We start from the raw sequence: 25,628 nt of genomic DNA, 5'->3' as shown, positions 1-25,628 counted from the left end.
AATGCGATCGGGCGCTCGACCTGGATCAATCCGCCAGCCCCGTGTGTAACTAAGCTAGTTGGCGTATATGTGGCGGTTTGCGCAGGTACACGGATAGGCCCTGCCATCGCAGTGGGTGGAAATCATGAGCATGAAACCATACTGGAAAACCGGTGTCGTTCTCGCGTTGACGCTGGCGGTTGGCTACACGGTTTGCGCGGCCCTCTATGCTGCATGGCCAAGCCTTGGCATCGACTTTCTGAACGCAATGTTTCATGGCCTCGATTTTCACAAACTCGACACCGGTGAGCCGTTTACGCTCCGGATGTTCGTGTATCCGTTCGTTGTCTTTGTCGTGTGGGGCTTCGCGGTAGGGACATTGTTTGCATGGGTTCATCACCTCATTTACCCGGAGCAGTGAACAAGGGCCGCCCACGAGACGAGCCAGAAGTGAGCGATGTGCGCCCCAAGGGCATGACCTGTTTCCCGTTCATCTGAACGCGGTCGTGTGCCGATGAATCCATCGGCGACGTCATGAAGGTTGGTTGTGAGCTAAGCGGAGAAGCAGCTGGTACAACCGTGCAGGCGTCGAGCCGGTCATGGGTTTTTGCACGCCGGAAGAGCATGAGGCTTTCATGCAGGCGGTGCCACGGTTCGAAGCCTTGCTTGTCGACTCCGGGATCAGGTTGCTGAAGTACTACCTCGACATCACTAGGAGCGAACAGTCGAAGCGCCTGAAAGCGCGCAAACGCGACCCGCTCAAGCAGTGGAAAGTCAGTCCGATCGACGAGGCCGCGGTAAAGCACTGGAAGGACTACTCGAAGGCTCGTGACACGATGTTCTTGCGGACCCACACCGCCGTAGCGCCGTGGCGCATCGTCCACGCGGACGACAAGAAGCTCGCGCGGTTGAATCTGATTAGGGACATGCTGTCCCGGCTCGACTACTGCGACAAGGACGAGAAGCTGGCACAGCCCGATCCTGCCGTCGTCTTCGAGATCGAACCTGCACGCATTGCCGAAGGGCTGCTGGCGAAGTAATGCCAACGTGCGTTGACAGGGCTATTTCGGTCGCAACTGATTGAGCAAGCGGCAGTTCCACCGCTGATCATTGACAGTCTCATGCGCCTGGCAAGCGGACGGTCACCGATCTTTGGTGAGCGGCTCAAACGGGTCGACTCAGGGCATTCGCCGCAACCCAGCCTGCATTTCTGTGAATGACGGCTCCGACGAGCTGCCGGGCACCGCATACGTACGTTGAACGCCGCCCTTTGGAAGCTGCCAGCCAACGAACAGCAGAGCGGGGTCAATCCGCGCCGCTCAATACGCAGCACTGCCACGCGACGCGTGTGAGACGCCGCCACCATGACACGACCTTGCGGAACAATACCGATGCGGTCACTATCGGGCTACACATCACCATTGCAGAAGATCGCCGGTACTTTGTCCGCGTCTACGTCGTACTTCAGGTTGACGACGTCACATCCTCCCTCAAATAGCTTGGGAGCCTTTTCCGCCGGCGTGACGCGTACGGCAGGCAGCTTCCCGTCGCGTACGAATACACCCATCAGAAGCCGGTGGCCATGTTGCAATTCGCCATAGTAATAGCGCGTGTAGCTGTTCAACGTCGTGCCCGATGGCATCGTGAGTTCGGACTCGACCTTCGCTACCAGTGAAGCCGAAGGGGGGGCCATGTATGGGTCGATTGCGCGTGACCGTCGAAGGCAAGCAGCATGCTTGCCAGCGCACCGATTCGTAGCATGCGTATCGGGCGCCCCCCGCGCGTCATGGTTGACCATCCTGCTTCGTCGGCACGGGATCGTAATAGCTCGGTCGCAGCGGCAATCCGTGTTCGTTTCGCACCATGTTTTCGTTGGCCATCGCAGGAATCTCGCTCGGTGGCGTCGTACGTGTCACGCGCTTCACGCGTTTTTGTCCGGATAGACCAACTTCTGGCTTGAGTCCTGACAACTAGCCGAACAACACCTGCGCGCATCGGATAAGGGCAACGCCTTCGTTCATCTCGCGCCCGAGCGCGCGCTCAGCCCCAAAGCCACATGCCAGCCTCTGCATTGTATTTCCCGGAATGCGGTCATCGGCTGTGGTCAATGGCTTCGACAGGCGGCGCAGAAGAAGCCAGTCCCCAACGTCTCGCTGGCGGAGCGACGCCTGAGCCTCATCGCGGTTCTGATGGCTCGGCCACCAACTCAACCACATCTTCAAAGACCACGTCGATCTCCATTCGAACCGATTTCAAGAATCGAACTCCGATTTTTCGGGCCGATGGCCTCGTCGGGCGATGACTGCATCGCGGCAACATTCGACGGCGCTTGCTCCTCGATATGGCAACCAAGGGCGACATTGTTGGCGCAGGCCGGCACGATGCTATGCCTGATCTTCGGACCGACGAAGCCCGATCACATGGTGGCTGAAAACTGTCCCGTTTTACTCCAGTCGGGCTTTCTGTCGCTGCCCTCCCACATAGCATCTAAGGACGCGGCACTGCTTCACGGCACGAGCGCCGGCGCGACGAATGCGATGGACGACGACTTGGCGGGCATGCCGTTCTGAGCACCGCAGTGATCCGCGACTTTTAAGCCACAACCGGCGGTGAGCGGGAAACACCGACAGCTGTCGTCGGGATGCATACCGATCGCCCCATGAAAGTTCCGGTCATCCGCGACGGGTGCAGCGACCCCAGCGAAGACGTTTTGTTGACGCCCTCCTGCCCGAAAACCCTTGAAAAACCAGCGATGTCGCGTTAGTCGGCTTCTAGATTCATTTGTTGTCATTAAACTGACGTTTATCATCATTTGTTGTCAATGAGAAAGGGCCACTCCCTGAGGCCCCGAGCTTGGGGAAAATGCGGGTCTGCGCCGTGTGGCGGGCGAATGGGGTGTCCACAATTTTGTGGAGACCCTGCGGCAAGGATCGAGCGAGTCAGAATTTACATAGCGCGGAACGGCACCACACCCTCCAAGCCGAGCAAAGCATTTCTCAAATTGCTGACCAGCGGTTCGATGATGGCAGGGTCGAACTCGGCATCCTGATCGGCGACGCTCAGCAACGATGCCGTGTAAATCATGAAGCCATCGCGCACCGCGAGGCGCGTCTCGCCTTCAATGCGCAATGCCTTGAGCAGGTATTCGCCCAGCTGCTCTGGCGTATTCCATGGGCCAAGTTGATACGTGCCCGAGGGCGACGTGCCGAGGAAAAGACCATTCATGGCGTGGCAGCGGAAATCAAGCTGCGTCAGAAAATCCTCGCGCCCGAACAACCCGAGAACGTCGGTGGTGAAATCGCGGATGATGTGATCGACCACATCTGCATTGCTAAGCGGCTCGCGCCTCATGTCACGTTTCCATTGCCGCACGCTGGCGGGCACGGAGGATACTCTGCCGCGTAGTTTTATAGTCGCGCGCGAGCTGCGCGATGGTGACACCCTCACCCAGCCGCTTGAGCGCTTCGGCCTGCTCGGTCGGCGTCAGCGCAGGGCGTCGGCCCAACTTCTTCCCTTGGGACCGCGCGCGGGCGAGACCGGCCTGGGTGCGCTCGATCAGAAGGTCACGCTCAAATTCTGCGACCGCGCATATCACCTGCATTGTCATTTTTCCCGCTGCTGAGGTCAGGTCAACGCCGCCTAGTGCTAAGCAATGCACCCGCACGCCCATCGCGGCGAGCCGCTCGATGGTCTGACGCACGTCGAGCGCATTACGTCCCAAACCGGTCGAGCTTCGTGCAGAGGAGCACGTCGCCATCCTCCAAACGGTCGAGCAGCTTCGCAAATGCCAGACGCTCGCTGGCGGCCACGCTACCCGAAATGTTCTCTGTGATGACGCGGCGCTTGTCGACGTTGAACCCGGCCGTTTGGATCTCCAAGACTTGATTTTCGGTGTTCTGGTCTGCCGTACAGACCCGGCAATAGGCGAACACTCTGGACATGGCGCGAGGGCCTCCTGAACGAGCGATGGACGTGTACGAAATCTGAGTACGGATCATATGCTCGGTACGTAACCAGTCAACGCTAACTTTCGTACGGACATACCCGGTGCGTACGAATGCGTTCGGTTTCGTACAGAGTGCGTAGCCGAATATCGTTCAGAGTTTCAGCACGGCGGGATGTGAAGAGACGCGCGGCGTTGCGACGAAAGCAACTACCGCCGCGCAAGACTTGGGGCTGCTCCGGGTCAATGTCGCGTCACCGGCCCCATATGAGACATCACAAGAAAGGACCACCAGCGTGCTCGATGAGCGTCGCTGGACTTCAATCAGGTGCACCTGCCAGGCGTGCACGTCCTCCGGACCAAGCAGGTCCGGGGAGCGCCCGAAGTGCTCGGCAAAGGCATGTACCTGCTGGAGATAGGCGCGCTGCGTGTTGGCGGCGAGGTTGCGCACGCGGCACCTCGGCGCCACGATCGGCTTCATCGCGCTCCTGCATACCTGGGGGCAGAATCTGGGTCACAGTTGCATTTTGAAATTGGAAAAGGCGTAGAACGGTGAGCCATTACGAGAGGCCCTCACTGGCTGATGTCGGTTTGCATGACTCAATGAAAGTGGCGAGGGAGGACGGAAAGATACCTTCGCTGCGTGGCAGAAGTCTGGCTGGTTCGATCAGCTGGCACACTTTCTCACGGGCATGCGCCTCAATACCATAGCTGCTCTTGCAAGATCGTCTGATGAGCCGCCCTACCATTCCGCCACGGAACCCGCAGTTCCCACTGACGGGACCAGATGATCTCCTGTCTTTCGACGACCTCGCGTGATCAACCGGGCATAGTCGACATCAACTGAGGCCTGATCTCGAACGAGGTGACGTCGGCGTCACATTGACCATCCGTACGTGCCCACCATAACTTTGCTGCTCCGAAGGATTTGAACCTGCTCCACTTATCCGGGAATCGGTCCTCGCCGGTCAATCGGCAAAGTGAAAACAAATATCGTCCCGCCGGGATGCCCAGGTGCAGCCGTCAACGTGCCGCCGTGGGCTTCCATGATGGATTTACAGATCGCCAGCCCCATTCCCATTCCGCTGTCCTTGGTCGTAAAGAACGCATCGAAAATACGAGGCGCAATCTCGGCGCTGATGCCGCAGCCATTGTCCTGTACGGAAACCACCACCGAGCCGCCCTGGTCGTCGATGCCGGACGTGATGCTCAGCAAGCGCCGCCGCGCATCGAGATGGCTCATCGCGTCCGCGGCGTTCATGATCAGGTTGAGTACAACCTGCTGCAATTGCACGCGGTCGGCCTGCACGGCGCGACCGGCTGCCAGATCGAGACGGATGACCAAGCCCTTCTGCTCGATTTCGGCAGCCGCAAGCGCCAACACTTCGCGAACCACGGCGTCGACGGATATCCGCACAAAGCTCGGCTTCGCCTCCTTGGCAAGCGACTGCAATGCACGGATGATGCTGCCGGCTCGCTTCCCATCCTTGACGATATCGCGCAATCCCGCCAGCGCCTCTGGAATATCGGGTTCTGGGCGGCTCAGCCAACGTACTCCCGCGCTCGCGTTCGAGATGATCGAGGCGAGCGGCTGATTGATTTCATGCGCGATCGAAGCGGCAAGCTCGCCCATCGTGGTCGCCCGCGACGCTCTCGCCAACTCGATCTTTGCGTTCTGCAACGCCAGCTCTGTGGTGTGCCGCTCGGTAAAATCCGTGACAATCCCGACAAAGTTGCTGACGCCCGACGGTTCGCCGCGCACTTCGAGATGCTTGATCGTTCCATCAGGCTCGAGCACCCGGAATTTCATCTGGAACGTAGCGCGGTTGCGCGCGGCGCGCTCGACCGTTTCCCGGTATCGCCCCACGTCCTCGGGATGGATCCGCGCTTGGATCATCTCCGTGCTTGGGTTTTTCACGGACGCCGGGATGCCGAACACGTTGTAAAGCTCGTCGGACCAGTAACGCTCGCCGGTCAGACTGTTCCAGATGTAGCTGCCCGAGCGGCCGATCTTCTGCCCCAGCGCGAGCGCTTCTTCACTCATCCGCAGCGCCGTTTCGGTTTGCTTTCTTCGCTTGTTTTCCTCGACGAGTTCCGCATAAAGACGCGCTGTCTCGAGCGAAATCGCCGCTTGCGAAGCCAGCAATTCGAGAACCGAAGTGCGGCTCGCCGTGAAAACACCCGCGGTCAAACTGTTTTCCAGATACAACGCACCGATGGCGTTGCCCTGTTTGACCAGCGGCAAACACAATACCGAACGAACCGTCCGGTCCGAAAGAGACGAATCGAACGAGAATCGCGCATCGCGTTGCGCGTCCTCCACGACGACGGCTTTGCGCGTGCGCAGCGCCGTATAGAGCACCGAGAGCGGAATATCGGCGCCCACGGCCAGTGCGTCGGAAAGCGTGACCTGAACGCCTGACTGCTCCTCCTGCCCGCGAGCCTCAATCACCGGAACCTCGTCCTTCAGCAGGATCAGCATGCCGCGCTGGGCGCCCGCGTGCAAGATCGCCAATGTGACGAGGGTCCTGATGAGCCTGTCGAGCACGATCTCTTCGGACAGCGCCTGCGACGATTTCAGCGCGGACACGAGGTCGAACTGCTCCTGCGCATCGGCAATCTCAATCGAGGGCTGCGATACCGCGGGCCGTTCGAGCGAATGGCGCCCAAGCCGTTCGGCGCTTTCGAGCTGCTCGACCTTCGCGAACGCTCCCCAACGGGTATAGGAATCGATCGCGCAACGGCGATGGTGGCGCGCTGCCGTCAACAGAGCGTTCGACTGACAGCACAGCGAAGCCAGTTCGTGAGCGAGCGCATTGCTGTGGGTGAAGCCGTTTTCCGACGCCGCGGCAGCAGCTTGCTCGTACAACGACAAGGCCGCGAGGGGTGAGCCGTTGAGCCGGGCAACCTCGGCCTCGACCAACAAAAGCTTGTCCTTGAAGGTCGCCGGATTGATTTGCGCCCAGTTCCTCAGTTTCGCCAGATGCGGCTGGATCCTCAACACCGCGTCAGCCGCTTCCTGCTCGTTCGTGCACAACTTCGCGAGGGTCAGCGGCGTATAGAAGTGATAGTCCAACAAGTGAATGTGCGCAGGCGTAGCCCATTTCGACTCGCCGGATTCGGCCAGGCAATAGATGGCGTTCTGATAGTCGCCATGAAAATAGCAGGCGACGCCCTTCAGCAGCCAGATCCAGAAGCGCAGCGTCGTCATCTGCGTATCGAGCAAATCGACGTCGAACGTCATTCTTCCGTCGACGACGACACCGAAGCTGCCCGGCAGAGCGGTCCCGCCGGTCAGGCTTTGGACGAAGCGCTTCTGCGTTTCGAGGATGTCCTCGACGTCCTTGAAACGCACGCGTCTGGCGAATGACAGGCCCACGTCGATTTCCTGATCGACCTGGTCCAACGGCACCCCTTGAATCAGCAGGTCCGACACGATGTGATTGCACGAATAGCAACTCATTGTCAGATCGCCGCTCGGACGCGCCGACTCGAACGCATCGCGCGCGCACTGGAGCACGTACGAAAGCGGTTGCGTCCAAACGCTGACCTGATCGAGCGCGACCAGTGTGCTTGTGATCACCGAATGGTAGCCGCGCCGTTCGGACAGCATGCGTCCGAGCCGCGAATATTCAAATCCGTCTTCATAGCGGCCAAAAACTTCGGCGACGTACACGCCGAACCACGCCAGACAGTGCGCCGATGCCGCCGTTATCCCGTGGTCGATCGTCAACTGCACCATCCGGCACAGATGCAAAAAGCCAAGCCGTTCGTTCACGAACGACGCGGGTGCAAACATGCTCGCCAGCAGCCCCATTTCCGACTCGATCGTGTCGTCGCGCAACGTCGGCAAATCAGCCAATGAGGCAATGCTTCGAGTCCGCAGCGATTCGCTGAGCCGGCTGTATGCGACCTCGACATCCAAAGCCTCCGGATAGCGAGGCAAGTGCGTATTGAACAGCTTGAGACCTTCGAGCGCGGTCTCGACTGCAGCCTCATAGTCGGACAGGTGCTGCTGCATGTCGGCTTTCAGCTTATACACCGCCGCACGCGCGATCACCGACAGATCCTGACGCAGCAGCTTTTCGATTTGCATGCCGGCCGCGTCGAAGTCCGCATTCAGAATATGGCACTGCACCCGCACAATCCCGATCTCATAGCCAAGCGAGCGGGGATAATCTTCGCTGCTCATATCGAGCAGGCTTTGTGCGACATCGAGATAGTTCAGCGCGGACTGGATCGCAATCGCTTCTTTTGCGTCGCGCGCCGCCTGCAGACAGATCTTGCCGAACGCCGCCGTCTCGGCCGCGTCCAGCCCCTGGAGTGCTCCCGCCGCCTGCGCGCTCTCGATGTGATGCGCGATTTCGAAAGCCGACTTCCGCATCTCGCGCACGTTGAACTCGTCGAACAGGATACGGGCGATCCGCGCGTGCTCGACAGCACGATCCTTCACGGCCGTCAGCGCATACGCGGCCTCCTGGACACGATCGTGCGCGAACGCGAACCCGGTGCGATCCGGGATGATCAGCCCCGCCTCCACGGCGGGACGCAGACGTCGCTCCAACTCGACATCGCCGCCCCGATCGATCCGCACGAGGGTCGTCTTATCGACGCGTCGCCCCATGAATGCAAGCAGTCTAAGGACCGCCTGAGCGTCTTCGGGCAGTCTCGATACGCGCCCGACCATCAGATCGACGACGTTGTCGGAATACTGATGCTCGCCGATTCGATCGAGGTCCCACGTCCACCGGCCCGCAATGCCGTCGTAACGGATCAGCTGATTGTCGGCCAACGTAAGCAGCAGTTGCTTGACGAAAAAAGGGTTCCCGTCGGTCTTTTCGTGAACGACCTCCGCCAGCGCGGATACGTGCCCGGGTGCGCAATGCAGCGCGTCAGCCAGCAACGCACTGACATTGGCGGGATCGAGTGGCCCCACCGCGAGGCTCGTGACCCGCGCGTTGCTGCGCGGCAGCGACTGAAGAAATGCTTTGAGTTTTGGCGACCGTTCGATTTCGTTGTCGCGATACGCGCAGATCAGCAGGACGTGCCTGATCTCGGCGGTAGCCACGAAACCGGCGATGAAGTTCAACGTTGCGTCATCGAACCAATGAACATCGTCGAAGAAGAGAACCAAGGGATGCTGTTCCGTGGCGAAGACGGATAGCAGCCGCGTGATGAGGGCCTGGAAGCGAAGCTGCGCTTCTACCGGCGGCAAATCCGGCACGTCCGGTTGCGTCCCGAGAACCAGTTCCAGCTCCGGAATGAAACTGACGAGGAGCTTTCCCTGCGACCCGAGCGCATCGCGCAGAACGCATCGCCACGCTTCCAGATCGGCCTCCGGTTCCGCCAGAATGCGCTCGAACAGCGAGCGTACAGCCTGCATCAACGGTGCGTAGGGGGCGTTCTGACCGTACTGCTCGAGCTTCCCTGATGCGAATAATGTAGGCGTTTGAGCGGTGGCGCGATACACGCTTCGCACGAGCTCGGATTTCCCAGCGCCCGAATATCCGGACACGAGGATCAATTCGGACATGCCCTGCCGCGCGTTGCGCCGGAAAGCGTCGAGCAGCGCGTTATATTCACTCGCCCGTCCAAAGAGACGATGCGTGACCGCGAGGTTCCTGACGTTGTCCTCCGCGGCCGGCTCGAATGGAACGATATGCTGCATTTCATTCCAGTCCGCCAGACAGCGCCGCAGATCCGCCTCGAGACTCGACGCGCTTTGATACCGCTCCGCAGAGTTCTTGGACAGAAGCTTCAGAATGATCGAGCCGAGCACCGCCGGAAGCGCTTTGCGAACGTGCCTCGGGTCCACAGGCTGTCGGGCAACGTGGCTATAAACCCATTCAGCCGCGTCCGCCGCCTCGAAAGGCAGCGCTCCGGTGAGCAGCTCGTATAACGTGACGCCGAGCGAATAGAGATCGCTGCGCTCGTCGGCCTGGCGCTCCACGCGCCGCGCTTGCTCCGGCGACATGTAGGCCAGCGTGCCGTATAACGTGTCCGGGGTTTCCACTGCCGCCTCGCCGAGCCCGCCGAACGCGTCGCGCAAACCCAGCAGCCGGATCGTGCCGTCACCGCCTTCCAACAGATTCGACGGCTTGATGTCGCGGTGCAGGACACCGTGCGCGTGCGCGAGCCGCAAAGCGTGGGCGGCGCCTACGGCAATCCTCAGGAAGCGGCCAACCGCAATCGTTCCGTCCGCCGACAGGTGAACCAGCGCGCCGCCGCGATCTTCGTATACGAGAACAGGTCCTCGCGACAGACGCACAAGCGCAATCGGCCGCACGGCCCATGTCGAATCGAGCTTGTGAGCCGCCGCGAATTCCTGCTGCAAGCGCCGAACCACCGCTTCCGACGGCAGATCCGTGGGCGCCGCGATGAGCCACGACTGCGATCCGTCGCGCGATTTCGCGCGATAACGAACGATGTTGCCGTCGACCAGCAGCGCCTCGAGCGAAAGCTGGTCGAACCATATCTGATCAAAATGCACAGTCGCGCCGGAGTCGCCGGACGATCCGACCGTCCGCTCGATATAGGCGCCTGTGCTCAATTCGCCGCCCCTTTGCGTCCAATGGCGAGCTCGATCGAATCGAGCAGGACTTCTTCAGCAAAGGGCTTGCGCAAAAAACCGACGGCGCCGTGCAGCATCGCGCGGCGAACCGTTTCGTCGTCTCCGTGCGCCGACATGAAAACGATGGGAATACTCCGGTGCGCCGCGTTCAGTTGGCGTTGCACTTCGAGACCTTGCATGCCTTGCATTTTCAGATCGAGCAACACACACAACGCATCGTCTACGACTGGAGAGGCGAGAAACTCCTCTCCCGATGAAAATGACACAGTCGTATAACCCACTGACTTCAGGAGGTTTCCGAGACCGCTTCGTACCGAGGCGTCGTCGTCAACGATGCAAACAAAGCTCATAGCTGCCAATACTCCAATTGCGCCGAGATGATGTTGGAAAGAAATATCGGGCGCGATATATATGCAGTGTCAGGAGGCGCACCGGGTCCGGCGTATCACATCCCACATCTTCGCGAGTTCGATGACCGTCTTCGCCTGCATCTTGCTCATCACGCGTCGCTTGTGCACCTTCACAGTCACTTCCTGCGTGCCCAGTTCGTGCGCGATCTGCTTGATCATCCTGCCTTGCACGGCAAGTTCGAACACGTCCATTTCGCGCGGCGTCAGCGTCGCGGCACGGTTGTGCACATCCGCGTTGAACGCACGCTCCGCGAGGTTGGCCTTATCCTGGATGAGCGCCTGCCTGACTGCAGCGAGCAATTCTTCTTCGTCGACCGGCTTGGTGAGAAATTCATGCGCACCCGCCTTGATCGCACGCACCGACATGGGAATGGATCCGTATCCGGTCAGAAAAATGATCGGAACCAGCACACCCTTCTGGGTGAGCTGGCTTTGCACGTCAAAACCAGTCGTGGATTGCAAGTTCATGTCCAGCAAAATGCACATCGGCATATTGGGCAGTTCTTTCCAAAGAACCTCCGCCGGCGACGCGAAACCTTGTGCCGCAAAACCGGCCGAGCGCAGCAAGCGCGCCAGCGAGTCGCGCACCGTCTCTTCGTCGTCAATCACATATACCGTCGACTCGAGCTCCGAAGGACCCAGCATTTCAGATTCCAGAGAGAGATTGCAAATGCCGTCATGGTACATGAGGTCGCCTCCTCGAAAGACTGCCCCCGCCACCCCATTCGCGCATCTCACCTCGACGCAACGGATGCCAGGACAGGTTCGTTCCCAAGCGTACCGGCACCGAAACCGTGCACATGACTTTGTTCGCACAATGGCCCGAGGAAATTCGCCTTTCGGGCCAGAACGTCGTCCGCTTCGTCTGACTCGCACAGCTTTCGCAACGCATATTCGCGCGTCGTTTCCAGCAAAAAGTACTCTCTGATCTTGCTGTCGAAGGTCGTCATGATGAGGCACTTCGAGGCAAGACCCACAATGGCTTCCGTCACTTCGCTGCTCGACAGCTGTCCCCAAGTGGCAAAGGCACAGGCAGCATCCAATGAAAACCGTGCCGGGAAAACGGCGAGCCGATGCAATACGACTCTCTCCGGCGCGCTGAGAAGCCGGTAGCTCCAGTCGAGCGCGGCTTCCAGCGTTTGCTGCCGCGGCGGTGCGGTACGGCGGCCGCCCGTCAGGGAGCGGAACCGGTCGTCCAGTTCGGACACGAGCTTGCGAATGCCGAAGACGCTCGCGCGTGCTGCCGCCAGCTCCAGTGCAAGCGGCACGCCGTCGAGCCGGCGACAGACGGTCGCGATCATGTCAATGCAGCCGGGATCGCTCGTAAAGTCGGCATTGAGTGCATTCACTTGAGCCAGAAACATCCTGACCGAGCCACAGGCGCGGATGCTCTGCGGGCTCGCTCCCACCTCCGGCGTACCGAGCGGCGCGACCCAGTAGGACTTTTCGTCGCGCGTTCGCAGCAGTTCGCGGCTGGTCGCCAGAATGCGGACATCCGCGCTGGCCTGCACGAGCAGTTCACAAACGGTTGCCGCCGACTCGATCACGTGCTCGCAGTTGTCCAGCAGGATCAGCAGCTTGCGGCCCACGATCGCAGCGACGAGCGCCTCGGGCGAGATGTCCTCGCCGGAACGTCCCACGCCGAGCGCTTCGGCAACCGTGCTCACGACACTCTGCGCGTTATCCACCGAGGCCAGCGCGATGAAGCACACTTCCATCCCCGAAGCGGCTGCGATCGACCGCGCCACCGCGATGCCGAGTTGCGTCTTGCCGATGCCGCCCGGGCCGAGCAAGGTGACGATCGCCGTCTCCCGCAGGGCGCGGGCGATGTCGGCAATCGCACCATCGCGGCCGATCAATGGCGCGTGGCGAATCGGCAGGCCGTTCAGCCGCGCGGTTTTAGTGCGCGCGGTCTGGTCGGGTTCGGGGTGCCCGACCGGACCACTTGCTTCGGCCGGAATCGCCAGCCGGTAGCCGCGGCCCGAGATCGTGTGAATCACCTGCTTGTCAGCGCCAAAGATTTTTCTGAGCGCCGACAACTGAACATGAATATTGTTTTCCTCGACCACGCAATGCGGCCACACTTCTCGCAGGATCTCGTCTTTGGTGACGACCTTTCCCTTGGCCCGGATCAGAAGCTCGAGGATATCGAATGCGCGCGAGCCGAGCTGAAGCAGTTGATCATCCAGGTACACCTCGCGCATTTCAAGTGACACCGTGACTCGACCAATCTTAATCATGCTGCACTCACGCCTGGTTCGTTAGCGGGACAGGGCACGTTCGAAGACGCCGCTCGTTGAACCACATCCCAATGCGAGGCGAACGTCGTAAGAAGCATGTTAGTCGGGCAGGTCATCCGATACTATTATCGATATGGATATGGTGCCCCCTTTCACATGCCACCCGCGTGCGCCGGTTCGCGAGCGCCGGTTCGCGAGCGCCGGTTCGCGAGCGCCGGTTCGCGAGCGCCGGTTCGCGAGCGCGGCTTGCACCGAACCGTCGGCAACTGGAAGGACTGGATAAGCTCGCAAGCGGTGTATTGCGCTGAAGCTCGGTTGTGCGCCATCCTACGCAGGTGTTCCGTCGGCCAGAGGCGTGCCCGAAGCGCTCCCGAGGTCACATCCCCGCATCCGATCCGCCTATTCGCCATGAACCTATCCTTTGAAGTCCTGCAGGCCCTCGATGCCATCGATCGAACCGGCACCTTTGCCAGCGCGGCGGAAACGCTGCACAAGGTCCCGTCGTCGTTGACGTATCTCGTTCAGAAACTGGAGCTCGATCTCGGCGTTAAGCTGTTCGACCGCACCGGCCGCCGAGCGACGCTCACGCATGCGGGGCGTGTGGTCGTCGAGGAAGGACGCCGCCTGCTGGAGGCCGCGGAGGACCTCGAATGCAAAGCGAAGCGAATCCAGCACGGCTGGGAATCCGAACTACGCATCGCCATCGACGAGATCATCCCATTCGATTTGCTGTGGGAGCATGTCGACACGTTTTATCAGTTGAAACTCGACACACGGCTGCATCTGGCGAAGGAAGTGCTGGGCGGTTCGTGGGATGCGCTGCTGACGCGCCGCGCCGACCTGATCGTCGGCGCCGCGGGCGATCCGCCGCCGATTCCCAACCTGGTGGCCAAACCGATCGGCTCGCTACGGCACGTCTTCGTGGTGGCGCCGCATCACCCGCTCGCTTCGATGCCGGAGCCGCTCACGCCGGATATCGTCGCGCGCCATCGCGCCGTCGCGATCGGCGATACGTCCCGCAAGCTTGCGCCGCGCACCATCGCACTTGCGGCCAGTCAGGAGGTCCTGACGGTGCCGACGCTCGAAGCCAAGCTCGCCGCTCAGATCAGGGGCCTGGCAGCGGGCACGATTCCGGAATGTCTTGCAGTCGAGCCGCTCGCCCGCGGTGAGCTGGTGAAAAAGGACGTGATCGGCATGCGGGATATCACGCATTTCTATCTCGCATGGCGCGACGATGAGACCGGTAGAGCCCTGCGTTGGTGGGTCGACCAACTGGACCGCCCGGATTTGATCGACGAGGTCGTGCAACAGAGGATATTGCACGGGTGAACGTTGGCTAGGCGCGTTCGTCCATCTCGGCGACCGGCGGTTCGTCGTATGAATCGGGTGCCGCATCCGCATCGGCGGAATCGTTGGCCGGCGCGCTTGCAGTGGCCGCGATGCGCAGCAACTGGCTGGCAGCCTTGAAGTCGTCCCAATCGAGGCCTTCCGTGAGCTGCGCGCATGCGGATTGCAACAGCTGCACCGCTTCCGCACTCCGGCCTTGCGCGTGCCAGAGCCGGCCGAGACTCGTCGCGGCGCGCAATTGCAGCGAGCGGCAGCCTTGCATCAGGGATTCTTCGAGCGCCGCGTTCAGGCACGCCTCCCCGTCCCTCGCATCGCCAGCGGATGGTGCATAGCCTGCATGCTCCATCAACAGCAGTTCGCCGTGTATGCGCCTGAGTTCGCCGGCATACCAATGGTCGCCGGCTTCGTCACACTGCGCCAGCACACGCACAATGGCGGCGATGCCCTCTTCCCGCTGTCCCGATCGGCCAAGCGCGACGCTGTATTGTCCGGCGAGCATGGCGCGCTGCGCACCGAACTCGAGCGAATCCAGATCGTTCAACGCCGCGCGGAAAGCATGCAAACGTTCCGGCACCGCCTCGTCCAGCGAGCGCAGATATTCATCGAAACAGCGACAGCACGCCTGCGACACACTCAGACCGGCGCGCGCCGACACTTCCTGCAACACCGCGATCGCCTGGGCCGCCTGTTCCCGCTTACCGGAGAGTAGCGTGAGCGGAACCAGCGCCTCGACCAGCACGTAACACGTGACGATGGCCTGCTCCTGATTGCACGCATCGACCACGCAATCCTCCGCGAGTTTCAGCGCCTGATCACGGAAACCTTGCAGCCACAGCACGCGCGCGAGCGTGGCGCGGCCGACGATCCGCTGATCGACGGACTGTCCCAGGGGCAACCAGTGCTGCAGGCTATCGCTGTGCTGCAGCAGTTTTTCGAGGGACAAACGTGCCTGCTTCTGATCGCCCGCGTAGTGCGACGCGATCCCCAGCAACCGGTATCCGAGGGTCGCGCCGCTCGCGTCGCCCGTCTCCGAGGCGAGCGATGCAAAGCGCCTCGCGAACGCCAACGCGTTACGCGCCGCGCCGGACGATTGACAGACGTTCCACATGCCCCACAACGCACGGGCTTCAAACGCCGGGGCGCCAAGCGCGATCGCCGACGCGAGAATTTCGGCCCAGATGCCGAGGGTTTCCCGGTTCGGTCCATTGACAAACATCCGTGCGGCCCCGAGTGCCGCCAGCAGTTGCATACGCACGCGCAAATGCCGGGTCGAATGCGAATCCCGATGGGTCGCGGCCACGGTATCGAGCGCTCGCCGCGCCCACGCACAACACTCGTCGACCAGCGATAATTCATAGAGAAGAAACACGACTTTCACGGCGAGCGTTTCGCCGAGCGCCTCGTCACCCTTCGGCGATAAAGCCCAGCCCAGTGCCGCGCGCAAGTCGTCGAGCAACTCGCGCATGCGGTGATGCCAACGATCTGCGAGCGCGCCGGCAGCGCCCGCACCACTCGACGAGTCGTGGTCGAGCAGACTGGAGAAATAGTGCGCGTGATTGAGCGTGACGAGGCGCCGCTCGCCGTTATCCTCCAGCTTCTGCATCGCGTACGCACGCGTGGTTTCCAGCAGGCGGTAGCTGACTACGCCACGCTCCACGCGCGTCACCACCAGCGATTTTTCGACCAGCCCGGATACCGCCGCGATCACATCGAGCTCGCGCAATGCGCCGTCACCGGCAACAGCGATAGCCGCCTCCATCGTGAAGCTGTTGAAGAAGATGCCAAGCCTGCGCAACGTCGCCCGCTCAGCGTCGTCAAGGAGTGCGTGGCTCCAGTCGAGCGTCGCCTTCAAAGTCTGATGGCGCGGCAATGCAGTGCGATTGCCGCCGCTCAGCATGTTGAAGCGGTCGTCCAGATGGGCCGCCAGCGTCTCGATGCCGAGTATCGCCGCACGCGCCGCCGCCAGTTCGATTGCCAGCGGTATGCCGTCGAGCCGGCGGCATACCATACCGGTCAGATAGACGCTTCTTGCATCCGACGAAAAACGTGCATCGATCGCGCGCGCGCGTGACAGGAACAACTGCACGGCGCTGCATTGCAGTACGTGCTGGCACTGATCCTCTTGCACGGGCACCTGCAACGGGGCGACCCAATAGAGGCGCTCATCCACGACGCGTAGCGGCTCCCGGCTGGTCGCGAGAACGCGTATGGCCGCACTCACGCTCAATAGCGTTTCAGCAAGCTCAGCGGCAGGGCCAAGAACATGCTCGCAATTGTCGAATATGAACAACGCGCACCGCCCGCTGAGTTCCTTGCTGACACGCGCGAGCGTAAGCGGTCCGGATGCTGGATTCCCGCCGAAGCTGGTCGCGAACATCGCGAGGACGCTGCTCGCATCACTGGCCGAAGCGAGCGATATCAGATAGACGCCGTCCGGGAAGCGCGCCTGCAAGCCGCGCGCGACCTCGATCGCCAGTCGGGTCTTGCCGATACCACCGGAGCCGATAAGCGTCACGTGGCGGACCGAAGCCAGCGCCAGCGCGACGTCTTCCATCGCTTTGTCCCGTCCGATCAGCGCCGATGAATTGGAAGGCAGGTTGTTGCGGACGATCCTGTCTTGCAGGCTGCCCTTGACGTTGTCGAGTTCATCGTCACGATCGGCCGTGTTCTCACTGGAAGGGGCCGTTGATGGACTCGACAGTACGAGCCGGTAGCCTCGTCCAGACACGGTCTGGATCAGTCCGCGACTTTCCCCCAGCACCTTGCGCAGTGCGGACATATGCACCTGAAGGTTGTTCTCTTCAACGATCGTGTCCGGCCAGACTTGTTTGAGTAATTCGTTTTTCGACACCAGCGCGCCTTTTGACGCAATCAGCACTGCGAGCATGTCGAATGCACGGCTTCCAAGCCGCACAGGCTGGCCGTCGAGAAACAACTCCCGGCGGGCGAGGTCCACCTGAAGCGGGCCAATGCAAATCATTTTCCTGAGTATCCAAGACGCAGCGGGTATAGGAAAAACTGAGGACTGACCGCTCAGTGTTGCGTTCCCAAAGTCTAGAACAACGGCGAATTGGCATGCGCGGAAAAAACTGAACGTATAGTTCAAAAAACTTGTACTAAGCATGCGCTCGAGTCGATCTCACACGTCCAGCAACGTTAAGAACGTTTCATGTTTTTCTAAAGACTTAATGCGCACCGCGCAATAGACTTCGTCGTCTCGACAGAGGTTGCCTCGGCCGATTGCGACATTCAACGGCGCCCGACGGGGACGCCATCACGCGAGCAACGACAGATGATTCACGAGATTGCTTACGCGCTAGTGCCGTTCTTCTTTTCGATGGCGATGGGCTATCTGGCGGGCAAGCTCACTCGGGGCGCCATGCCGTTGTCGTCGCTCAATACCATGCTGGTCGTCTATGCGCTGCCGTCGGATCAAAAAAATCCGATTCTCGGCGGCAATGCGGCAAACTCCTGGAAGATCTAGCGCGAACCGCCCTTCATGCCATGGAGGGCATTCGCGCGATCACGGAAGCCAGAATCATCGCGTTGGCGTTAGCTGGAATCGCGCTGCGCACCCTCGGCTTATAGATGAAATCGTCGCGATGGATCACCGCCCCGCTCAGCGCACAGCGCCCTTTTTTCCGGGCGCGGCAACTGATCCACACCTGGTCGGCGTAGCGGCAGCGTGTTGCATCCTGCCAGAGAACCGCGACCGACGTGACAGACAAACGCTCGAGCACTTCGACCTGTATGTGCGGCGACGGCGCATACGCAGCGATGCCACGCGCCGACCGCGTGAGGTACGCTTCACCCGCACCTTGATCGTGAAAGCCGGCCAGAAGCGCATCGATCACATGATCCCACACGGGAGCACGGCTGCCGTTCATCACCGCAGCCACTTGCTCGCGCGGAGCGCAACACGTTTCACGTTGGACTCGCGCGTCTTCCCAAACAGCTTCAGCGCGTTGCTCCAGTTGGGTTTGGCTGTGCATCATGCTTCTCCCTATCAACCGGCCGCGGATCATGCACCGCGGCCGAAAATGTCACCCTTCATGCAGCCGTGGCCTTCGACCGTCTGGCGGGCATTCAACGCCCGGTCCAGCCCCGCAAGAAATCCACCAGCAGTTCATTGACCCGTTCCGGCTGCTCCTCTTGGGGCAAATGTCCGCAATTCGAGACCGGTTCGGCACGGAGATTGTTCGCCATGCCTTCCCAGACGGCCTTCATATCGAACATGCCGCCCACCGCATAGAAGTCTTCACCCCACAGCGCCATAGTCGGGCACGCAATCTTCACATCCGCGTCGACCAGATCCTGCGCAACGTCCTCGGAATTCGCGCGATAGTCCGACATTGCGCCTCGCACCGCGCCCGGCCGCTTGTACGCTTTCACGTACGTATCGAAGTCCGCGCCTTCGATCGTGTGTGGGTTGTAGCACCAGTCGGCGAAGAAGTGATGCAGCCACGCGTCTTCCTTTCCCGCGATCAGCGTTTCCGGCAGGTCTGCGACCAGATGAAACAGAAAAAACCAGTACGCACGCGCTGTTTGTGGATTCATATTTTGCGCGACCACCCGCGTCGGCACGTTATCCATCACGACAAGCCGATCGACCCGTTCAGGATGATCCTTGGTCAGCCGTGTCGCCACGCGCGCGCCGCGGTCGTGCCCGACGAGCGCGACCTTGCCGATTCCCAGTTCGTCGAGCAGCCCGATGATATCCATCGCCATGTTCCGCTTGTCGTAGCCGGAACCGGGCTTGTCGGTTTCGCCATAGCCCCGCAGGTCCGGAGCGATGACTCGATAGTGCTGGGCCAGCACGGAAATCTGATAACGCCAGGCAAAGCTCGTCTCCGGGAAGCCGTGCAGGAGCGCGACGACTGGGCCGCTTCCGGCATCGAGGAAATGCTGCCGGATGCCGTTTGCACGCAGCGTGTGGTGCGTGACCATCGTCGCTTCAGTTGCCATTTCTCGTTCCATGGAAGTGGTGAAAGGTGGGGTTCACGCCGTGGCTATTGACCGGGCGCGGCTTCGTAATTGACCGGCACCCAGTCATAGGTGCTGCCGTTTGTCCTGATGTGTCCCAGTCCCGGAAAAGCGATATGCGCTGCGCCGACGAGATAATGTTTTCTCACCGCGAGCTCGAACGCGTAGCGGCGCGAGCGCTGCGCCGCGGCCGCGTCGGTGTCGTATTCAACCGATGCCTTCGGGTTCCGCAACTGGATCGACGCCACGTGAACTATGTCGCCCCACACGAGCAGATCTTTCGACTCGCTCTCCACGAGATACCCGGTATGACCCGGCGTATGACCGGGCAACGCGATCGCGCGAATGCCCGGATCGAGTTCGACATCTCCGCTGAACGGCTTGAACCGGCCGGCCGCGACGTAGGGCGCGACGGATGCGATTGCAGCGTCGAAGAATGTGCTGAGGAAGGCGGGCGCCTTTGACTTGTTGGCCGGGTTCAACCAGTAGTCGGCTTCAATCTGGCTTGTCCGTACGACAGCATTTGGGAACGTCATGGCGCCGTTCGAAATGACGCCACCGACATGGTCCTTGTGCAGATGCGTCAGCAACACCTCATCGACCTGCTCCGGTTGATAGCCCGCCGAGCGCAAGTTCGCGAGCAGGTTGCCGCAACAATCTCCATAGAGCACGCCTGCGCCGGTGTCGATAAGAATCAGCTTCGAACCGGTGTTGATCAGAAACGCGTTGATCGAGCCTTGAACGGGCGTTTGCAGAAAATCGCGCTGCAGGTCACGCGCGATTTCAGCCTTCGGCACATCTTCCACCACGGTATCGATCGGAAACGGGTGCGTGCCGTCGAGCAACGCTGTCACTTCAAAACCGCCCAGCATGATCCGATAAAAACCCGCCCCCTGCGTTTTGACCTGAGGGGCAGCGGCAAGCGCCGTGTCAGACCACACGGACGCAAAGATGCTCAAGATAACTACACACCACGCATTGACATGGACCGCCCATTTGCACTGAATCTGTTTCATCATTCGTTCCCTGGCACTTGCCGTTTGTATGCGAAAAAGCATAGCGCCCACGCTTTCGAAGCAGTTGCTAATTTTTATTAAACATCGTGAGCCGACGTTGTTGTCAGTTGGCTCAGATAGGAATGGATCTGGCTCACGACCGCCGCACCGTCGCCCACCGCCGAGGCAACCCGTTTCGCGGATTCCGAGCGCACGTCGCCGACGGCAAACATGCCGGGCACACTGGTTTCGAGCGGGTATCGCTCGTTTGCATCAGACAGACCATGCACGCTGCGTGCGAACCCGGTGACGACAAACCCCCTGTTGTCGAGCTCCACGCCACTCGAAGCGAGCCAATCCGTCTTCGGGTCCGCGCCGATGAAGAGAAACAGATGACGCGACGCCACCACTTCGTCCCAATCATCGTCTTCACGACGAATATGAACATGCGTGAGTCCTGCTTCGTCGCCGTCGAGGGATCGCAATGTGCAACGGGTGCAAAGCGTGACGTTGGGTAACGAGCCGATCCGGTCGATCAGATATTTCGACATGCTTGCGCACAGATCCTTGCCGCGAATCAGCACGCGGATGCTGCGCGCGAAATTGGCGAGAAACACGACCGCCTGTCCTGCGGAGTTGCCCCCGCCGATCAGCACGATGTCCTGCCCTTTCACGAGCCTGGCTTCGATCGTCGACGCCCAGTAGTACGTGCCCCGTCCTTCAAAGCGCTCGAAGCCCAGCACCGACGGTCGCCGATAAGCGGCGCCGCTGGCGACCACGACCGTCCGGGCGCTGATCCGTTGTCCATCAAGAAGCGTCAGCAGGAAGATGCCGTCCTGACGGCTCACGTCCTTGACCATACCGGGAATGGCCAGATGGGCACCGAACTTCAACGCCTGTTGAAATGCCCGGGCGGCGAGTGCCTGGCCCGAAATGCCAGTGGGAAAACCCAGATAGTTTTCGATCCGCGAGCTGGCACCGGCCTGACCGCCGGGGGCGCGCTGGTCGAAAACGGCGACCGACAAACCTTCCGTGGCCGCATAGACGGACGCAGCGAGCCCGGCCGGTCCGGCGCCGACGATAGCGACGTCATAAATATGCGATTGCTCGAATGTCGGCACGAGCCCGAGGCACGACGCGAGCTGCGCTTCGTCCGGCGCGCGCAGCACATATCCGTTCGGGCAGAAGACAAGCGGAAAATCGTCGGGGCCGGTTGTCATCCCGCCCAGCAGCGTGATCGCTTCAGGATCGCTACGCGCGTCGATCACCATTGCGGGGTACGCGTTGCGGCGCAGGAACCCCTGAAGCCTGACAAGCCGCGCGTCATCGCCATTGCCGACAATGATCGGCCCCAGTCCTTGCTCGATCAATCCAAGCCGCCGCAGGATCAGGGCGCGCATGATGTGCTCGCCCAGCTGAGCATCGGCGACGATCAGTGCCCGCAACCGTTCCGGCTCGAGCACGAGCGTCTCTGCATCCGTCAACGCCACGCCGTCGATTAACGCGGGCTTGCCGGACAGTTGCGCCATCTCGGCCATGAAATGGCCGTCTTCATGCTCGGTGACGAGCGTCGATCTCCCGAAACTGTCACGCGAAAAGATCCGCACGCGCCCATGCAACAAAACGAACAGACCCAGCGCCACCTGACCTGTTTCGAAGATCAGTTCGCCGGCCTTGAACGACATCGGCTTCGCGAAGCGTTGCAGGCTTCGAATCTCAGCAGCCGACAGACGGGGGAACATCTGGTGCTGCCGATATTCCAGCGAAGAAAACGGAATCTCGAGTTCCGACGGAGTCAAGGCGTCGGCAGAAAAATCCGCGGTGCTCATATTTTCGACCTCATCTAACACGTCAAGCTGATGACGGCACGCGAATACGGTGTCTACCAGCTGAATTTCATTTCAGCGCCGACGTAGTCGGCATTGCGCGCGCCCAGGTCGCGCAGCGACTGCCCGACCTGGAAATGCACGGCTTCGAGTGCTGCGGCGAGGTTCGTGCTGACCGCCCAGTCGGCGCGAAGCTGCGTATAGAAACCGGTCCAGCGGCCGCCACGTCCCGCGGTGCCCGGCACGACCGCCGATCCTTGCTGATAAACCGCGTCCGCGGTGGTCTCGCGCCATTGAAGGCCTACGCCGGCCAGCAGCGTCAGCTTGCTGTTCGGTTTAACGATGAGCGACGGCTTGACGTGAATCAGGTTCGAGTAACCTGTATAACCGGCCAGCGCGAAGTAGTATCCGTTCGGAAAGAGCGGATTGAATGTGCCGACCCGGCCGTCTCCCGGATGGCTGTCGCCCGAAGCTGCATCCACCTGGATGCCGACTCGCGGCGTCCATGGCACTGTCGCCAGCGTGTAGCCGGCGAGCGAGCCGACCGCCCACGCACCAATCGTATTGCTGCCGACATGTCCGGACTGATACATCGCTTCGACGTCCCAGTCGAGATGGTTGACGTTGCCGGAATAGCGCACATCGAATACGTCGCGATGTTCGTCGCCGGTCGCGTCCAGAAAGTGCGCGTTGCTGCGGTTGTAGCGGGAGTAGTACGCGGACAGATCGCCTGGCCCGACATTTTTGCGCTCCACGCGTACGCCGCTGAAGGTCAGATCGCGATTGGAAACGTCATCGAAAGCGGTATTGTCGCGATACTGCACCGGCTGCGTCGCATAGGCGATCCAGCGCCACGGACCGGTTTCATAGTCGGCCCAGATCGCGTCGAACGCCTGACGCACGTTCGGGCCGTCACGAACCGAGATGAATCGTTGCAGGTCGAACGCCATTTCCTGCCGCCCCACCCGGAACTTGACGGTGCCAGGTCCAAGCGGCTCGGTGATGGCGACGAACGCCTGCCGCAGATCCAGCGGGTTCTTGTCGACGGGCGTGACCATGTCCTTGCCGTACGGGCGCGCGTCCTCGAATTGCGTGAAGATCTGCACATGAGGGCCGAGGCGGACATCCGCGTGGACTTCCAGCCGTTGCAACAGATACGTGTCGTCGTGCCCTGACCCGAGGCCGAACAGCGGCGCGTCGTTCACTTCCAGCCGCTCGCGCAACACCATGCCCAGCGAGATATACGCGTCGGGGTTGCCGAACAGCGGAATGTACTTGAGCGAATCGAAAGGCCGTTTCGGCACACAGGGATTGGCCAAGACCGACCAGTTTTCCTGCCAGCGGTTGAACATCACCGCAGGGCGCACGCACGAGGCACTCGCGGCAGAGGCGGCCGTCGCCGTTGTGCCGCCCGTGGTGGTATCGTCAGCGCCGCCTGTCGCGGTATCGGCCGCCGAGACCGGCAGCGCGGCCGCGAGGCCTGTGCTGATCAGCAAAGCACGGGCGGCACGCAGCGCTGCACACCGCCGCGAGCGCTTATGTGCATTCAGCATCTTCGGCGTATTCATCGCAGTTTCCTTACTGGCCATCGTGTACTTCGGCGATGTACCCGCCTGGGAATTCAACCATGGCCGTCTTTCCTGATCTGCTGCTGTACGGCGCATACAGCACTTTCGCGCCGGCTGCTTGCGCGCGCTCGAGCGTCTGGGCGACATCATCAACGCCGTAGCCAGTCGTTTCACGCCCGAACGGGAACGGCAGCTTGCCGTCCGTGACAAACACCACCATCCGGCCGAACCCCGAGTCGATGCGGATCTCCCGGATCGTCTCGCCCGGCCGGCCAATCACGCCCGCATCCGCGCGCGGATCGTCCGAGACCACCTTGCCATGCGAGAAGTGCAGCCACCGGCGCACGAAGTTGTTCGTTTCATAGCGCGACACGTACACACGGTTGTCCGGCACGCTATGCAACGGCGCATAGTTAGGTGCCTTCGTGTGCCAATACAATTGCATCGTCAGGCCACCCGGCCATTGAATAACCGCGTCCTTGCCGATCGGATCATCGAACGAATCGACGAGAACGTCCGCGCCCGAGGCTCGCGCCGCCTTCACCGCCTGATCGATATCGGTGACCAGATAGCCGGTTCGCTCATTGCCGAACGGGTACGGAATCGGCGTTTCGAAGCCAAACACCGAAAGCATGCCGACCGGCGTCTGCACGTACTGCGACGCGGTCCTGCTCGGCGTAGGCGTGACCGTGAAAACCGCGCGCGGGGACGCTTTGCCACCGAACGTGGCAAGGAAGCTGGTGACGAACGCATCGAGATCGGCCGAGGCGACATACACGTGCGTGGTGTCGTACTGCGGGCCAACCGATACGTTGGGCCGTTTCGCGGAGAGCTCGGTTTTTCCGGTCGGCACTTCCGGCGGTCCCGCATCGGCGAAGGCGGACGAAACAGACGTCAATCCAATCAGTAGCGCGGTGGAGAGAATTGCGACTGGACGGAACCGATGAAGCGACTTGAACATTTGATTACCCATGAGTGTTAGCAATGTTTGAACGACCAGCCTCTGTTCGAGGCCATGTCTCGTGTCTGGCGGGTGCCTTCGAAGCGATGTATTCGCGGCAAGCTAACCGCTTTCCTCCGCCATCGCCCTTCTCTTCCAGGCAAGAAACAGCAAAACGGCTACCGGCAATGCAATCGCGAGAAACGAAAAATTGACGTATGCCAGTGCGCCGCCGATCGCGCCGACGGCAAAGCCGCACATCGCCGCCAACGTCGATTTGAGGCGTCCTCTAACCTGTTGCCCATGCCCGCCAGCGGCGCCTCTATGTATCAGTTCGATCAAGTCGAGCACGATCTGCGTCACGTTTCCGGTCATCACTGTGTTCGGCAATCCCGTTACTTGCAGCAACCTGCCACGCGCGTTCTGTACGCCCATCGCCATGGTTCCCAGTACGCCGCACACCAACACCATTGATGCATTCGGCGCCTCGATTGGTGTCGCGATCAAGCCTGTTACAAGGAAGGAAACAAGCAACATTGCCTGCAGCAGATACAAAGCGCTCGCAGCATTCGCCGAATGATTCCGCTCCAGAAACTTGAAAATCACGCTGCTCAGCGCAATGCCGACTACAAAAGACGGAAACGCGAGCAGTTTTAGCAGCACACCCTGCCCCACGCCGGCAACTCCCGCGCCGATCAGTACGAAGTTGCCCGTCACATGCGCGGTGAAGAGTCCGAACAACGCAACGAACCCGACGGTGTCAACGTAGCCCGCTATCAGCGCAAGAATCGTGTCTTCGTGTTTATTCACGAACGATTCCCCGGAA

The 25,628-nt window shown here is 60.9% G+C and carries 19 protein-coding genes and 2 pseudogenes; 5 read left to right on the top strand and 16 right to left on the bottom strand.

Annotated features, from left to right (window positions below; all coding sequences use genetic code 11):
- Window positions 1–124: 124 nt before the first annotated feature.
- Together AC07WT_RS07060 and AC07WT_RS07055 are read left to right on the top strand one after the other, a co-directional pair.
- Entirely contained in the window at window positions 125–400 is a 276-nt protein-coding gene (locus tag AC07WT_RS07060; RefSeq protein WP_494946530.1) for a DUF5676 family membrane protein, read from the top strand.
- A 145-nt stretch (window positions 401–545) separates the two neighbouring features.
- Window positions 546–1,019, top strand: a pseudogene (locus AC07WT_RS07055) (polyphosphate kinase 2 family protein); the annotation flags it as partial.
- Window positions 1,020–1,387: 368 nt separating this feature from the next.
- Here AC07WT_RS07055 and AC07WT_RS07050 read toward each other — a convergent pair.
- Complete coding sequence (locus tag AC07WT_RS07050) at window positions 1,388–1,672, bottom strand: hypothetical protein (RefSeq protein ID WP_494946529.1); 285 nt, start codon at window positions 1,670–1,672, stop codon at window positions 1,388–1,390.
- Between the two features lie 589 nt (window positions 1,673–2,261).
- On the opposite strand from AC07WT_RS07050, the gene AC07WT_RS07045 reads away from it, so the two are divergent.
- Window positions 2,262–2,549, top strand: a complete 288-nt coding sequence (locus AC07WT_RS07045) for a hypothetical protein (protein WP_494946528.1) — start codon at window positions 2,262–2,264, stop codon at window positions 2,547–2,549.
- 376 nt (window positions 2,550–2,925) lie between these two features.
- On the opposite strand, the gene AC07WT_RS07040 is transcribed toward AC07WT_RS07045, so the two are convergent.
- The 7 genes and pseudogenes from AC07WT_RS07040 to AC07WT_RS07010 form a co-directional block, all read right to left on the bottom strand.
- Window positions 2,926–3,330: a hypothetical protein gene (locus tag AC07WT_RS07040; RefSeq protein ID WP_494946527.1), complete on the bottom strand. Its 405-nt coding sequence runs from the start codon at window positions 3,328–3,330 to the stop codon at window positions 2,926–2,928.
- A 1-nt stretch (window position 3,331) separates the two neighbouring features.
- Window positions 3,332–3,920: pseudogene (locus tag AC07WT_RS07035) on the bottom strand (recombinase family protein).
- Between the two features lie 156 nt (window positions 3,921–4,076).
- A complete protein-coding gene (locus AC07WT_RS07030) occupies window positions 4,077–4,403 on the bottom strand; it encodes a phage integrase N-terminal SAM-like domain-containing protein (RefSeq protein ID WP_494946526.1) in 327 nt (108 codons plus the stop codon).
- 462 nt (window positions 4,404–4,865) lie between these two features.
- Window positions 4,866–10,472, bottom strand: a complete 5,607-nt coding sequence (locus tag AC07WT_RS07025) for an ATP-binding sensor histidine kinase (protein WP_494946525.1) — start codon at window positions 10,470–10,472, stop codon at window positions 4,866–4,868.
- Window positions 10,469–10,843, bottom strand: coding sequence for a response regulator transcription factor (locus tag AC07WT_RS07020; protein ID WP_492577395.1), 375 nt, complete (start codon window positions 10,841–10,843; stop codon window positions 10,469–10,471). The genes AC07WT_RS07025 and AC07WT_RS07020 overlap by 4 nt, the downstream gene beginning before the upstream one ends.
- 69 nt (window positions 10,844–10,912) lie before the next feature.
- Window positions 10,913–11,548, bottom strand: a complete 636-nt coding sequence (locus AC07WT_RS07015; protein WP_492577394.1) for a response regulator transcription factor — start codon at window positions 11,546–11,548, stop codon at window positions 10,913–10,915.
- 89 nt (window positions 11,549–11,637) lie between these two features.
- A complete protein-coding gene (locus AC07WT_RS07010) occupies window positions 11,638–13,143 on the bottom strand; it encodes an ATP-binding protein (protein ID WP_494946524.1) in 1,506 nt (501 codons plus the stop codon).
- A 408-nt stretch (window positions 13,144–13,551) separates the two neighbouring features.
- Between AC07WT_RS07010 and AC07WT_RS07005 the strand changes: the two genes are divergently transcribed.
- Window positions 13,552–14,472, top strand: a complete 921-nt coding sequence (locus AC07WT_RS07005; protein ID WP_492577392.1) for a LysR family transcriptional regulator — start codon at window positions 13,552–13,554, stop codon at window positions 14,470–14,472.
- Window positions 14,473–14,479: 7 nt separating this feature from the next.
- Here AC07WT_RS07005 and AC07WT_RS07000 read toward each other — a convergent pair whose 3' ends face one another.
- Window positions 14,480–17,470: an ATP-binding protein gene (locus AC07WT_RS07000; RefSeq protein WP_494946523.1), complete on the bottom strand. Its 2,991-nt coding sequence runs from the start codon at window positions 17,468–17,470 to the stop codon at window positions 14,480–14,482.
- Between the two features lie 312 nt (window positions 17,471–17,782).
- Between AC07WT_RS07000 and AC07WT_RS06995 the strand changes: the two genes are divergently transcribed.
- The gene (locus AC07WT_RS06995) at window positions 17,783–17,974 is read left to right on the top strand and encodes a hypothetical protein (protein ID WP_494946522.1); all 192 of its coding nucleotides are present in this window, start codon (window positions 17,783–17,785) and stop codon (window positions 17,972–17,974) included.
- 13 nt (window positions 17,975–17,987) lie between these two features.
- On the opposite strand, the gene AC07WT_RS06990 is transcribed toward AC07WT_RS06995, so the two are convergent.
- The 7 genes from AC07WT_RS06990 to AC07WT_RS06960 form a co-directional block, all read right to left on the bottom strand.
- Window positions 17,988–18,485: a DUF3331 domain-containing protein gene (locus tag AC07WT_RS06990; protein ID WP_494946521.1), complete on the bottom strand. Its 498-nt coding sequence runs from the start codon at window positions 18,483–18,485 to the stop codon at window positions 17,988–17,990.
- Between the two features lie 91 nt (window positions 18,486–18,576).
- Complete coding sequence (locus tag AC07WT_RS06985) at window positions 18,577–19,455, bottom strand: alpha/beta fold hydrolase (protein WP_494946520.1); 879 nt, start codon at window positions 19,453–19,455, stop codon at window positions 18,577–18,579.
- Between the two features lie 44 nt (window positions 19,456–19,499).
- Entirely contained in the window at window positions 19,500–20,492 is a 993-nt protein-coding gene (locus AC07WT_RS06980) for an MBL fold metallo-hydrolase (protein WP_494946519.1), read from the bottom strand.
- A 74-nt stretch (window positions 20,493–20,566) separates the two neighbouring features.
- A complete protein-coding gene (locus tag AC07WT_RS06975) occupies window positions 20,567–22,297 on the bottom strand; it encodes an FAD-dependent oxidoreductase (RefSeq protein WP_494946518.1) in 1,731 nt (576 codons plus the stop codon).
- A 53-nt stretch (window positions 22,298–22,350) separates the two neighbouring features.
- A complete protein-coding gene (locus AC07WT_RS06970; RefSeq protein ID WP_494946517.1) occupies window positions 22,351–23,862 on the bottom strand; it encodes an alginate export family protein in 1,512 nt (503 codons plus the stop codon).
- A 10-nt stretch (window positions 23,863–23,872) separates the two neighbouring features.
- On the bottom strand, window positions 23,873–24,823 hold the full coding sequence (locus AC07WT_RS06965; protein WP_494946516.1) for a VOC family protein: 951 nt from the start codon (window positions 24,821–24,823) through the stop codon (window positions 23,873–23,875).
- 102 nt (window positions 24,824–24,925) lie between these two features.
- Window positions 24,926–25,612 carry a YoaK family protein gene (locus AC07WT_RS06960; protein WP_494946515.1) on the bottom strand — a complete coding sequence of 229 codons (687 nt, stop codon included), beginning with the start codon at window positions 25,610–25,612 and terminating at the stop codon, window positions 24,926–24,928.
- Between the last annotated feature and the right edge of the window lie 16 nt (window positions 25,613–25,628).

Source organism: Paraburkholderia sp. GW821-FHT02A12 (assembly GCF_059422005.1).
This window is presented reverse-complemented; position numbering and strand designations above follow the sequence as displayed.